Raw genomic sequence first — 13,241 nt, forward strand, 5'->3', positions numbered from 1 at the left:
AAACACGCAGTTTCTCGGTTAGTAGGTGCCCCACCAGGATATGTAGGGTATGAAGAAGGAGGACAACTGTCAGAGTCCGTGCGTAGGCGTCCTTACTCAGTAGTATTGCTCGATGAGGTGGAAAAGGCACACCGGGATGTATTTAACATTTTGTTACAGGTACTTGACGACGGACGAATTACCGACTCCCAAGGCAGAACCGTCGATTTCCGGAATACCATTATTGTCATGACCAGCAATATTGGTAGTGAGCATATTTTGGGAGTAGCTGGGGATGATTCCAAGTATGAGGAAATGCGCAAACGAGTGACAGAGTCCTTGCGATCGCATTTTCGCCCAGAATTTGTGAACCGGGTCGATGATGTGATCATATTCCATACTCTAACCAAGGATGAATTGCGGAAAATTGTCGGGATTCAACTCAAACGGATTGAGCGGCTGTTGGCAGAGCAAAAGATTACCCTGGCAATGTCCGAGCAAGCTCAAGATTATCTGACCGACGCTGGATATGATCCCGTCTATGGTGCTCGTCCCTTGAAGCGGGCAATTCAGCGGGAGTTAGAAAATCCCATTGCTACTAAGATTTTAGAAAATATGTTTATCGAAGGGGATACCATTTTCATTGATTGTGGAGATCAGGGGCTTACATTTAGTAATAAAGTACCCAGTAAACCAGTAACAGCTAGTGAATCAGTTGTTCCAGCGGTTAGTTAAGAGCAGGGAGCAGGGAGCAGGGAGCAGGGAGCAGCGGAATAGGGAACAGGGAATAGGGAACAGGGGGAAGAGTTTGGAGCTGCATCTGCACTTTCAAAGCTCCGTGGAAACTAGGGATCCCCCCTAACCCCCCTTATTAAGGGGGGGACACAACCGTTGCTGATCTGACTCCCCACACTTCCCACACTTCCCACACTTCCCACACTTCCCACACTCCCCCATCTCCCCATCTCCCCATCTCCCCATCTCCCCATCTCCCCATCTCCCCATCTCCCCACACCTTTAAAACTGGAAGTAAAGAAATTCCGAAACTCGGTTAAGAGATAGTAGGCAAAATGTAGCGATTAAGCCAATACCTGTTGCCCAGTACCAGCTAGGCTTGAAGTGTTCCATGATTTGCTGGGTATTAGGCAAAAAGGTAACCCCTAGGATTAGTCCGAATAGTACCATAAAGGTCTTTTCTAAACCTATAGGTGGCAGAAGAACGTTCATCTCTTGCCACTCCTGAAATTGGATGCCTAAGGGGGTTAACCAACCCAAGGTATTTTGATAAGTAGTAGGCAAGATAACGCCCTTGAGTCCTACCATTGCCTGTAATATTCCTAAACCATCACTAATACTAGTTGCCCGAAACAATACCCACGTACTCACCACTGCTAAAAATGTCAGGATCCAGGCTATAATTTTCGGCATCGATAGCTTCATTTGCCGCCAGCTATGATTAATTACCAAAAATAAGCCATGGAGTCCCCCCCAAATCACAAATGTCCAGCCAGCACCATGCCACAATCCTCCGAGAAGCATTGTGGCTAATAAGTTACCATATTGACGTAGACGACCGCGACGATTACCACCAAGAGGAATATACAGGTAATCCCGGAGGAAATTGGATAAGGTAATGTGCCAACGTCGCCAAAAGTCACTGATAGATCTCGCTTTGTAGGGTGAATTAAAGTTAATCGGTAGGCGGATATTTGTGATTAATCCTAAGCCAATTGCCATGTCAGAGTAGCCGGAAAAATCGAAATACAGTTGAAAGGTATAACTCAATGCCCCAACCCAGGCTTCTACAAAGCTGAGTTGGTCAGTATTGTTAAAAATAGTGGCTACCCAGGGAGATAGATTATCTGCGATCGCAACTTTTTTACCTAAACCTAGGATAAAGAGGCTCAGCCCCATTCCCATGTTTTTCCAGGAAAACAGGCTATTGCGTAACTTCTCAAACTGGGGCAATAGTTCATCGTAACGGAGAATTGGACCGGCTATCAGTTGGGGAAAGAAAGACACAAACAGGCTATAGGTCATAAAATTATACCTACACTTTTTCGTTTCCCCACGATAAGCATCAACAATATAGGCAATTTGGGTAAAGCTATAAAAAGAAATTGCTAAGGGGAGTAAGATTGGTGGAATAGTGATACTTGTGCCTAAAATATAGTTTAATGAATCTACGAAAAAATTAGCATATTTGAAATAGCCCAAAATCGCTAAATTAAAGCAAATACCTATCCAAAGCAGCAGTTTCGTTTGCTGTTTATAACTAATTACTGTAGATACTAGGCTTGAGATTTTATCGGGTTTATCAGGAGCCGCATTATCCTCTCCACTTCCTTCGTCTAACAGAATTACTAGCTTCTCTATCTGTTTACCAATGACATAGTTACCACTAATTGAAATTATTAACAGAGGCAGATAAGCAATTTTCCAATAACCATAAAAAAATAGGGATGCTAACGTCATCCATACCCAGGTGGCTTTAACCACACGGAAGCGACTTAAGCCAAAAAAAACCACCAGGGTAATGGGCAGAAAGCCGAAGATGAAAGCGTATGAGTTGAATAACACGGTAGATGACTCTTGGTAAGTAGGAAATGCTAGGAATATTGCTGTTTGTTAACAGTCAATAGTTAATAGTTAACACTAAATAGTCAAAACGAAACAGTCAACAGTAAACACTAAAGAGTCAACGGTCAACACTCAAAAAATTTTTGGATAAGGGAAAATAATTTTATAAACACCCTGCATGTCCCTTACCTAGTCCGGTGTCAATGGTTCTAGTCAATGACGTCCATACTCAAAGGTTTTTAGGTAAGGGAAAATAATTTGTAAACACCCTGCATGTCCCTTACCTTGTCTAGACCACGAGTTATATGGGTAAGTTCACCCATGCTGGCCAATGGGATCGCCCTTGAATTCCAGGAAAATACAGTTTTTGATCTTATCATAATTATGATTGAGTGGGTGAAGGAGGTTCTCTCCATCAATCTCAAATCACCAATCAGGATATCTCAGGATATCAAATTATGCTTCTATTAGTTGAGCCAATTTGGCAAAATTGTGGTGATTTACTAACAAAGCTAGATGAGCTAGTTCTATGGCTGTTGACTTTACTGTAGCGATTCCGACCTATAATGGGGCGAAGCGTTTACCATTACTGCTCGAACGACTGCGATCGCAAACTTTCCTCAACTCCATCAGTTGGGAAATTATTGTTGTTGACAACAATAGTAGCGATGATACTGCCCAGGTTATTCAAGACTATCAAAGCAATTGGGATTTATCTGTCCCCTTAAGATATTGTTTTGAACTCGAACAAGGATCAGCATTTGCCAGGTTGCGAGCTGTCCAGGAGGCTAAAGGTGAATTAATCGGTTTTTTAGATGATGACAATTTACCTGATCCCAACTGGATTGCTGCAGCCTATAGCTTTGGTCAAAAGTATCCTAAGGCAGGAGCCTACAGTGGTCAAATTCACGGTGATTTTGAAGTCGAACCCCCAGAAAATTTTGATCCCATCAAGCAATTTCTCGCAATTCGGGAACATGGACCAAACCCCCATCCCTTTCAACCCGAGCAAATCAGGCTACCCCCAGGGGCAAGCTTAGTCGTTCGTAGACAAGCTTGGCTCGATAGTGTGCCACCTCGTCCCAGTTTGACAGGCAAACTGCCCGGATTATTCGTGCAGGGGGATGATTATGAGCCATTGCTGTATATGTACAAAGCAGGTTGGGAAATTTGGTATAACCCAGCCATGCATAGCTATCATCAGATTCCCCAGTGGCGTCTTCAGAGAGATTACTTGCTCACTCTCGCTCGTGGCTGTGGTTTGGCCACATGTCAGCTCCGCCTGATTAATGCTACCTTTTGGCAAAAGCCTATAGTAATTACCAAAACCTTATTGGGAAATTTGCGCCGATTTATCCTACATTTCCTTAAGTATCGAGGACAATTTCAAACTAATCTCATTGCCGCCTTTCAACTGGAATTCTTCTGGGGCAGTTTGCTCAGTCCATTTTTTACTATTAGAAAGCTTTTACAAAATAAGGGAACAGGGAACAGGGAACAGGGAGCAGGGAGCAGGGAGCAGGGAGCAGGGAGCAGGGAGCAGGGAACAGGGAACAGTGGAAAATAATAATTGACGCAAACACTATCATAATAATAATTGACATTACAAATAATTATTATCATTAATGATATTTTGTTTACTATTAATGAAGTACACACAATGATTTTTTAATACTCCCTACTCCCTACTCCCGATTCCCGATTCCCGATTCCCGACTCCCGATTCCCTACTCCCTACTCCCTACTCCCTATTCCCTACTCCCTACTCCCTACTCCCTTTGCTAAAATGACTCAAATATCCTTAATTATTCCAGTTAGAAATAGGCAACACTATACTCAGAATATTCTGAGTCAAATTTTTCAGCAAATTCCTCAAGCAAATACCGATAATACCTCAGTTATCTCAGTCATCATAGTAGATGATGGTTCCACAGATGGCACCCCAGACATGATTAGACGTCAATTTCCCAATGTTTACTTAATTGAGGGAGATGGCAATCTTTGGTGGACAGGTGGAATTTGTCTCGGGATGAACTATGCCATAGATAAATTAGACTCCGATTACCTAGTGTGGCTAAATGATGATATTTCTCTGTCAGACAATTTCCTTAACAACCTGATTGATATTTGTCAATCTCCACTGTACAATAATACAATTGTTGGGGGTATTGTCCGGGATAAAACCTATTCCGATTGGATTGTGTTCAGTGGCATGCATAAAAAACAGCCAATTCGGAGTATGGATTATTTTGCGACAGCAGAAGCTAGGTCAGTCGATACCCTAAATGGTAATATAGCTATCATCCCCAGAGCAGTGGTCGATAAAATTGGATTTCCAGATGCTGATAGATTCCGGCATTACGGCGGTGACTTTGAGTTTGTTAGTCGTGCTCATAAATCAGGATTTAACGTGATTTTGTCAAGTAAACTCCAAGCCACTACTGATTATAATTTAAATGACTTGATTCGTTATATGCCCCCTTTACTACAATGGTATCTTCAACCGAATACAGCCAAAAGACTAGAGATTTTGAAAGGATTCACTAATTTAAAGTCAAATTATAATATCTGGCATATGGTCAATATAATTTATCAAAATTCAAAACATGTACCTTTCTGGAGGTATGCTATTTTATATGTTAGGCAAGTTATTAAACTGTTAGTCAGTGATTTTTTACTCAAGAGTCAAACTGAAACAACTCTCAAAACCTATTTGAAGCAGCAAAATGCTCCAGAAGAAACTATTAAGGGGCTAATGAACCATAGAACTAAATCAGTATAGCATTGTCAGCTATCAGCTATCAGCTATCAGCTATCAGCTATCAGCTATCATATTAAACTAAATACTTAAATTTTTTCCTACTCCCTACTCCCTATTCCCTACTCCCTGCTCCCTGCTCCCTACTCCCTACTCCCTTAATGTCAGAACCATGAAATTTAAATGAAGGCCAGCTTAATATCTATAATTATACCAGTTTATAATGACGAAAAAACTATCAAACAGACTATTCAATCTGTTTTAAATCAGACATTTACGGATTTTGAAATAATTGTTATTGATGATGGCTCCCAAGACTCGACAGGGGAAATAATTTATAGTATCAAAGATGTTCGATTAAAAATTTTTTCCTATCCCAATGCTGGTGTCAACTCAGCCCGTAATCGTGGATTATCCCATGCTTCAGGGGACTATATTGCTTTCCTAGATGCCGATGATCTCTGGCATCCAGATAAATTAGAGTTCCAGTTAAACGCCTTACAAGCAAACCCCCAAGCCGCCGTTGCCTATAGTTGGACAGATTATATCGATGAATCAGGTCAGTTTGTGCGGCGGGGTAACCATATCACTCTCAATGGTAATGTTTATCCTCAGCTCTTGCTAACTGATTTTTTGGAAAATGGTTCTAACGTCCTGATTCGTAAGAAAGCATTTGACACAGTTGGTCAATTTGATGAATCCCTAACCCAGGCAGAAGATTGGGATATGTGGCTGCGGCTCGCAGCTCGTTATCCCTTTGTAGCTGTACCATACCCACACATTTTATATCGAGTCTCAGCTAATTCAGCCTCTTCTGATACTTCCAAGATGGAAGCAGGTTGCTTACAAGTAATTGAACGAGCCTTTGCTGCTGCTCCTGATTCTCTACAATATCTGAAAAAGCACAGCCTCGCTAACCTGTATAAGTACCTAATTTTCAAGGCTTTTGAATCATTTCCAGAACGACACATAACCCTAGCCGCACTCCGATTTCTTTGCCATGCCCTCAGACATGATCCAACCTTATTACTGGCAAAGGTTACCTTAAAAGTATTGCTGAAAATTATCCTATTACTTATATTACCTGCTCCTCAGTCTACCGCATTACTGAATCGATTTCCAGGATTATTTAATACTAGCACTATTCTTGGATATCTGCGAACAGAACCTTAGACGGGTGTATCGTAAGCAATCAGCAATCAGCAATCAGCAATCAGCAATCAGCAATCAGCAATCAGCATTCAGCATTCAGCATTCAGCATTCAGCCGAAGGCCAAGGTCTTTGGCTGAATGCTGATAGCTAACTTTAAACCTACTAACCTTAAACCTGCTAACCTTAAACCTAATAACCTTAAACCTAATAACTTTAAACCTGCTAACCTTCAACACTAATAACTTTAAACCTGCTAACCTTAAACCCACTAACCTTAAACCCACTAACCTTAAACCTGCTAACCTTCAACCAAAAAACCTTCAACCAAAAAACCTTCAACCAAAAAACCTTAAACCTGCTAACCCAAAAAAATAGCCGCAGAAATACTTTCCACGGCTAGGAATTTTCGCTTATGCACTCAATTTTATTACCAATCTGTTCGCTACGCGAACAGACCGGAGCCTTTGTCCGGGGGGGAAACCCCCCCAGAAATTTAAGGTATTAACGCCAAATCCAGTATCTCCTCATCATCGTAATAAATTGCCCTGGAATTCCAGTGGGCTGAAGAGGACTCCACTCCGAAAGCTGTGCATAGCCCATGGCATTAAGGATATGCATGGTATGGCTTATTTGCTGGCGAGTTCCCTTCAGAATATACGGAACAAGGAATTCTTTTTCGGAAAACTCCTCAGGAGTAATCTTCGGAGTGATATCCTCTGGATTGTTGTCTGAATTTGGCAGAAAATTGTGATGCATAGTCGAAACAATGTTTTTAACTTAATAAATATAATCATAATGATTACTAAGATAGTTGTCAAGGGTTTTTAGAATTTTTTTTGAGGGATAATTTAAAGGAAACGAGGAAATCGGGAATCGGAAATCGGGAATCGGGAATCGGGAATCGGGAATCGGGAATCGGGAATCGGGAAAATATCGGAAGCGTTCGCGTAGCGTGACCTGCAGGTCAATCGCGTAGGGTGACATGCAGGTCAATCGCGTTTTTGTTTAATTAAAATTACCGATAAAATCGGTTAGCTAAAATTGTAATAACAAGTTAGCGTTAGCGTAGCGTGACATGCAGGTCAATCGCGTAGCGGCTCTTTGCTGAGCATCGCGTTTTTTTTCGGAGTAATATTACCGAAAGCTTCGACAACAGTAAATTTGTAAAATCTGAAGTTCCCTACTCCCTACTCCCTACTCCCTACTCCCTACTCCCTACTCCCTACTCCCGATTCCCTACTCCCTACTCCCTACTCCCTACTCCCTACTCCCTGTTCCCTTTGCCATTAATCTACACCGTTCAATCATATCAACATAGGCGGTTGATAACTGCTGCCAACTAAACCTTTCATAGACCTTGCGATGACAATTTTTACGCTTACTATCGTTATACCCTTCACTCAATACTTGAGTAATTAAATTAGCTAAACTTCCAGTTAATTCAAAATTAGCGAAATATCCTTCATTGCCTAAAACAAAGTGAGTAATGTCATAATCATGAGCTAAACAAGGTAAACCATGGGACATCGCCTCGACAATTACTCGTGGTAATCCTTCATGGAGAGAAGCTAAGACGAAAATATCAGCAACTTTATAGTAATTCGTTACCTGCTCACGAGCAACAGTTCGCACTTGAAACTGATCAACCCCTAATAGATATTCCCCAAGCTGAATAATTTCCGGTGATTCAAAATCCTGTTGACCTAATAATAATAGGAATGGTCTAGGTTTTGGCAAACTCGCTACTTCATGAATGATGTAGTCCATGCGTTTATGATACTTGTTAATCGCTGCCACAGAAAGAATTAACGGTTGCTGTTTCGGTAGTCCTAATTTCTCTCGTAAAGCCTCTCGTTCTAATGGTGACAGTATCTGTAATTTGGAAGGGATGAAGAATCCAGAGGGAAGTAGACTTTGTTTCTCAACAGGCTCTCCATAGGTTAACGCCTGTTTATAGTGAATTGGTGTTAACTGCTGTACATGATCCCAACGGTAAAAAGGAGGAGAGAAGGCTCCTCCATTACGGAAAAGCAGCTTATAACTCTGTTTTGTCAAACGCCGCCAGTGCCACAGTAGATAGCCTAAGCCATCATCACTGAAGTAAATTACCTCTGGACGTTCACGATATATATGTGATAATAAACTTACGATAAATGATGCTTGTTCAATAAAGTAGCCTTCTTGTCTGACAAAATAGTCACCTTTTTTTAAAAAGTTACTTAATTGCTTAACCAATCTTCCCAGTTGACCGGCCATCCAACTATACCGTGGTAGATTCCATAATGTAATCATTTTTTCTTGAGACTTACCTCCTCCTTTAAACAGGGTGATATCAAGAGAAGATTCCTGAGATAAAGCGGCGAAGCACTCTTGGGCAAACGATTCATAGCCCCGCTGGATATGACCCAGACCAGAACAGATTATAAAAACTTTAGTCATGGTATATAGCAGTTATCAATATGGGTGAGGTACTTTCGTCTTGGGTTTTAGGGAGCAGGGAGCAGGGAGTAGGGAGTAGGGAGTAGGTAGGGTGGAGTGGTAAAAATTATGTGTATCTCATGAATGAGTCTGAGAATTGCTATAGCGGATTTATTTATCTTGGGTATATAGTTAAATTGTATAGCGCTGCGCTCAGGGAATAGGGAATTGATCACTTTGGTTTTTTTGTTAAAATAGCTTTTTTTATAGTAATGACGTAAACAGGATTTTTTGGCAATTCCGAAGTTCCCGACTCCCGACTCCCGACTCCCGACTCCCTACTCTCTACTCCCGACTCCCGACTCCCGACTCCCGACTCCCGACTCCCGACTCCCTTTTGTTAACATCTAAAATTAACCTATAATAATTATGATACTTAACGGGATTTTAGTTAGATCAATCATTGTTGGTGCTTGGTCTTTTGTCAAGAGCAAACTACCACCAGAAGGAAGACGAAAACTAGGAACATTCCTAGGACGAATGGCTCAAAAGCCTCTAATCACTAGTCTAGTGCGTTGGTATGATCAACGGTCAGTGGATGCCTATCTGATTTCATTTCCTAAATCTGGACGAACCTGGCTCAGATTGATGATTGGACGGGTATTAGAAAAGCATTTAGGTCTAACTGACCCCAAAATTATGGAGAGAATATTGGAGTTGGAAACCTTAGCACCATTGCACCCTGATGTCCCAAAAATTCGAGTTATTCATGATGATGAACCAGAATGGAAAAAGCCTGATGAACTTGTTCAAAGTAAGGCCAACTATAAAAATGCTAAGGTAATTCTATTAGTCCGAGACCCTAGGGATGTAGTAGTATCTATCTACTTTGAACATACTAAACGGGTGGGACACTATGCTCACATCATGCAGCAAGTAGACTCTCTGAAGCAGTATGCTGAACGAATTAAACCCTATGAGGGGGATTTGCCTAGCTTCATTCATGAGTCAGTGGGGAGCTTTGATACCTTGATTCGGTATTACAATATATGGGAAGCTAATCGCCATCTACCGAAAGATTTTTTGCTGGTGCGTTATGAAGATATCCAAACAAATACCAAAAAAGAATTGAAGCGGGTTTTAGAATTTTTAGGGGTTAAATCAGTTCGGAATGAAGTAATTGAGGAAGCTGTTAACTTTGCCTCCTTTAAGAATATGCGCCAGATGGAACAAAACCGGACATTTAAATCCGATCGCTTGACTCCAACTGACCAGCAAGATCAAGAGTCTTACAAAACTCGTAAAGGAAAAGTGGGAGGATTTACTGAATATTTAAATCAAGAGGATATTGATTATCTGAATCACCAAATGGAGGAACATTTATCGGATTTTTCCCACTACAAACCCTGAAGCTGTTGTGGGCTATGATACTAAGTAGCGGTCAAAGGTACAACTTTCTATTGCCCCAATCTCCCAATCTCCCCATCTCCCCATCTCCCCATCCCACCAATCTACTATCTTTGAATGCAACTCGGTATCAGGTGTGGGGTGTTTAGCGATCGCGTAGCGTGACAAGCAAGTCAATCGCACTCAAGGCAAGTGGGCTTATTCAACAGGCTAGACTAAACTAGTGTATATATCTAGCTAGTCGGCTATTAAAAATGATTCTTAACCAAAACTTCCAGGTCATTGATAATGCTGCCCAAATTGATGAGCACTTTTGTTTAAAATTAGAACCGGAAGCTAAGGCAAAAGTCTACCGAGTCTTGATCAACGATACAGGACAAATCCTACTCGATCCAATTCCAGAAGAAGAACAGTGGTTATGGCAAAATCCCGAAACCCTGGCGCAGGTGAAACGAGGTATCCACCAAGCAGCAGAAGGGAAAGGAAAATATTTAGGTGATTTTGCTCAATATGCTAGCATGGAGATTGATGACTAGTGGATTTTCGGTTGGAATTTCAATCTGAAGCTGAACAAGCAGCTGACTGTTTTGGCTATTACCTCTCATCCCTAGCCAGGAAATTTTTCATTGTTGTCCCTATCCCAACCATGTTCTGTAGATTTGGGGGGTTAGGGGGGCGAAACCAAATAAACTTCACTAGTCCTACCCAAGATACGGAAATCCGAATCCCTATCGGTGGACAACCCCATCTGTCGTATCAAAAGTTATCCCTCAGAATCGTTAAAGGGACATTCATATAAATATACCTATACCAATGACTGTACTGGAACAAGGCACAATCACGATTCATACTGAGAATATCTTCCCGATTATCAAGAAGTCTCTCTACACCGATCACGAAATCTTCTTGCGGGAGCTGATCTCCAACTCAGTGGATGCCATCCAGAAGTTGAAGATGGTCTCTTATGCTGGGGAGATTGACGGGGATGTGGGAGACCCGGAAATTAAAATTACCATTGATAAGGATAAGAAAACTCTCTCCATCTCAGATAACGGCATTGGGATGACTGCCGATGAGGTGAAAAAGTATATTAATCAAGTTGCTTTTTCTAGCGCTGAAGAATTTATCCAGCAGTACCAAAAGGAAGCTGACCAACAGATTATCGGTCACTTCGGATTGGGTTTCTATTCTGCTTTCATGGTGGCTCAGAAGGTGGAAATTGATACCCTGTCTTATCAATCAGGAGCTTCCGCAGTTCATTGGGCCTGTGATGGTTCTCCAGCCTTTGAACTATCGGATTCTGAGCGGACGGAACGGGGTACTACCGTTACCCTGACCATGCAAGAGGAGGAACAGGAGTACTTAGAACCCTCACGGATTCGTCAGCTAGTCAAATCCTACTGTGATTTCATGGCAGTGCCCATCAAGCTGGAAGATGAGGTGATCAACAAGCATGAGGCACTGTGGAAGAAATCTTCAAGAGACCTGACCAAAGAAGACTATCTAGAATTCTATCGCTATCTTTACCCGTTCCAAGATGAACCCTTGCTGTGGGTACATCTAAACACAGATTATCCTTTCTTGCTTGATGGCATTCTCTATTTCCCTAAGCTAAAGCCAGACGTGGATGTGACTAAGGGGCAAATCAAGCTTTTCTGTAATCAAGTGTTTGTGAGTGACAACTGTGAGGAAGTTATTCCTAACTTCCTGATGCCACTGCGAGGGGTGATTGATAGTCCTGATATTCCCCTGAATGTTTCCCGTTCTGCTCTGACCAAGGACAGGACAGTGGCTCGGATTGGTGACTTTATTGCTAAGAAAGTTGGCGATCGCTTAAAGCAACAGTATCAAGATGAGCGGGATCAGTACATCCGTTCCTGGCAAGATGTGGGTACATTCGTTAAGTTTGGCTGCATCAATAGCGATAAGTTTAAGAAACAAGTAGAAGATATTGTGATCTTCCGCACCACCTATCAACCGGTGGAAAGTTCCGAAGCTCCAACCACTGACAGCCCTAAGGTAGAGGTGCAATCCCAAGATGGGGATGCTTGGGAGGATGTCACTCCAGATGCTGGCACAGAAAAGGACAAGTCTTCCTCTTCTCAACCCTACACTACCATCAAAGAGTATCTAGAGCGCAATAAAGAAAATCACGAAAATCGGGTATTCTATTGCACTGATGAGGCTAGCCAAGCCACTTATGTAGAACTGCACAAAAATCAAGGGTTAGAAGTCCTATTTATGGACTCCTTTATCGACACCCACTACATTAGCTTCTTGGAACGGGAATATACAGAGGCTAAGTTCTCTCGGGTCGATTCGGACCTGGATGATACCCTTGTTGATAAGGAGCAGGAAAAAGAGATTGTTGACCCGAAGACCAACAAAACCCGTTCTGACCTGATTAAGGAACTGTTCGAGCAAGCGATTAATAAGCCTAAGGTCAATGTCCGGACTCAAGCCCTCAAGTCTGATGACCCCCAAGGCACCCCACCGGCAATGGTATTGTTACCGGAAGCAATGCGCCGTCTACAGGAAATGACTGCCATGATGCAACAGGAGTCGGTACAGTTCCCAGAAGAACATATTTTGGTGGTCAATACCACCCACCCACTGATTCAGAATCTAGTCAACCTCAGTCAAAGCAGTATTATTCAGAGTGGCGGTCAGTCTCCCTCAGCGGAATTGGCTAGCATGATTTGTCAGCATGTCTATGACCTGGCACTGATGGCCCAGAAAGGCTTTGATGCCGAAGGCATGAAGGCGTTTGTGGAACGGTCGAATAAGGTTATGACGCGCTTGACGCAACAGTAATCGGGAGTAGGGAGTAGGGAGTAGGGAGTAGGGAGTAGGGAGTAGGGAGTAGGGAGTAGGGAGTAGGGAGTAGGGAGTAGGGAGTAGGGAGTAGGGAGTAGGGAGTAGGGAGTAGGGAGTAGGGAGTAGGGA

General features: G+C 42.3%; 14 protein-coding genes. 7 read left to right on the forward strand and 7 right to left on the reverse strand.

Annotated elements, in window-relative coordinates; genetic code table 11:
• Nucleotides 1-714 (forward strand): AAA family ATPase (locus tag F6K49_RS27985; RefSeq protein WP_293101855.1); only part of this gene is annotated, 714 nt, incomplete at its 5' end.
• A 136-nt stretch (nt 715-850) separates the two neighbouring features.
• Here the strand turns inward: F6K49_RS27985 and F6K49_RS27990 are convergent.
• Both F6K49_RS27990 and F6K49_RS27995 read right to left on the reverse strand, forming a co-directional pair.
• Nucleotides 851-976: a hypothetical protein gene (locus F6K49_RS27990; RefSeq protein WP_293061378.1), complete on the reverse strand. Its 126-nt coding sequence runs from the start codon at nt 974-976 to the stop codon at nt 851-853.
• A gap of 20 nt (nt 977-996) precedes the next feature.
• Nucleotides 997-2,559 carry an MBOAT family protein gene (locus tag F6K49_RS27995; RefSeq protein WP_293028003.1) on the reverse strand — a complete coding sequence of 521 codons (1,563 nt, stop codon included), beginning with the start codon at nt 2,557-2,559 and terminating at the stop codon, nt 997-999.
• 529 nt (nt 2,560-3,088) lie between these two features.
• On the opposite strand from F6K49_RS27995, the gene hpsE reads away from it, so the two are divergent.
• The 3 genes from hpsE to F6K49_RS28010 all read left to right on the forward strand — a co-directional run bounded on the left by hpsE (nt 3,089) and on the right by F6K49_RS28010 (nt 6,490).
• On the forward strand, nt 3,089-4,126 hold the full coding sequence (hpsE, locus tag F6K49_RS28000) for a hormogonium polysaccharide biosynthesis glycosyltransferase HpsE (protein WP_293101858.1): 1,038 nt from the start codon (nt 3,089-3,091) through the stop codon (nt 4,124-4,126).
• 219 nt (nt 4,127-4,345) lie between these two features.
• On the forward strand, nt 4,346-5,341 hold the full coding sequence (locus tag F6K49_RS28005) for a glycosyltransferase family 2 protein (RefSeq protein ID WP_293101861.1): 996 nt from the start codon (nt 4,346-4,348) through the stop codon (nt 5,339-5,341).
• A 159-nt stretch (nt 5,342-5,500) separates the two neighbouring features.
• A complete protein-coding gene (locus F6K49_RS28010; protein ID WP_293101864.1) occupies nt 5,501-6,490 on the forward strand; it encodes a glycosyltransferase in 990 nt (329 codons plus the stop codon).
• A 481-nt stretch (nt 6,491-6,971) separates the two neighbouring features.
• On the opposite strand, the gene F6K49_RS28015 is transcribed toward F6K49_RS28010, so the two are convergent.
• The 4 genes from F6K49_RS28015 to F6K49_RS28030 form a co-directional block, all read right to left on the reverse strand.
• Nucleotides 6,972-7,226 carry a hypothetical protein gene (locus F6K49_RS28015; protein WP_293027991.1) on the reverse strand — a complete coding sequence of 85 codons (255 nt, stop codon included), beginning with the start codon at nt 7,224-7,226 and terminating at the stop codon, nt 6,972-6,974.
• Between the two features lie 21 nt (nt 7,227-7,247).
• Entirely contained in the window at nt 7,248-7,454 is a 207-nt protein-coding gene (locus F6K49_RS28020) for a hypothetical protein (RefSeq protein WP_293101866.1), read from the reverse strand.
• Nucleotides 7,455-7,727: 273 nt separating this feature from the next.
• Complete coding sequence (locus F6K49_RS28025; RefSeq protein WP_293027985.1) at nt 7,728-8,909, reverse strand: glycosyltransferase family 4 protein; 1,182 nt, start codon at nt 8,907-8,909, stop codon at nt 7,728-7,730.
• Between the two features lie 47 nt (nt 8,910-8,956).
• Nucleotides 8,957-9,124, reverse strand: a complete 168-nt coding sequence (locus F6K49_RS28030; protein WP_293101868.1) for a hypothetical protein — start codon at nt 9,122-9,124, stop codon at nt 8,957-8,959.
• Between the two features lie 193 nt (nt 9,125-9,317).
• Between F6K49_RS28030 and F6K49_RS28035 the strand changes: the two genes are divergently transcribed.
• Nucleotides 9,318-10,298 carry a sulfotransferase domain-containing protein gene (locus F6K49_RS28035; RefSeq protein ID WP_293101871.1) on the forward strand — a complete coding sequence of 327 codons (981 nt, stop codon included), beginning with the start codon at nt 9,318-9,320 and terminating at the stop codon, nt 10,296-10,298.
• Between the two features lie 12 nt (nt 10,299-10,310).
• On the opposite strand, the gene F6K49_RS28040 is transcribed toward F6K49_RS28035, so the two are convergent.
• On the reverse strand, nt 10,311-10,478 hold the full coding sequence (locus tag F6K49_RS28040) for a hypothetical protein (protein ID WP_293101874.1): 168 nt from the start codon (nt 10,476-10,478) through the stop codon (nt 10,311-10,313).
• A 71-nt stretch (nt 10,479-10,549) separates the two neighbouring features.
• On the opposite strand from F6K49_RS28040, the gene F6K49_RS28045 reads away from it, so the two are divergent.
• Both F6K49_RS28045 and htpG read left to right on the forward strand, forming a co-directional pair.
• Nucleotides 10,550-10,831, forward strand: coding sequence for a hypothetical protein (locus F6K49_RS28045; protein WP_293027971.1), 282 nt, complete (start codon nt 10,550-10,552; stop codon nt 10,829-10,831).
• Nucleotides 10,832-11,108: 277 nt separating this feature from the next.
• Nucleotides 11,109-13,109: a molecular chaperone HtpG gene (htpG, locus tag F6K49_RS28050; RefSeq protein ID WP_293101877.1), complete on the forward strand. Its 2,001-nt coding sequence runs from the start codon at nt 11,109-11,111 to the stop codon at nt 13,107-13,109.
• The last annotated feature ends 132 nt before the right edge of the window (nt 13,110-13,241 follow it).

Source organism: Moorena sp. SIO3I6, assembly GCF_010672095.1.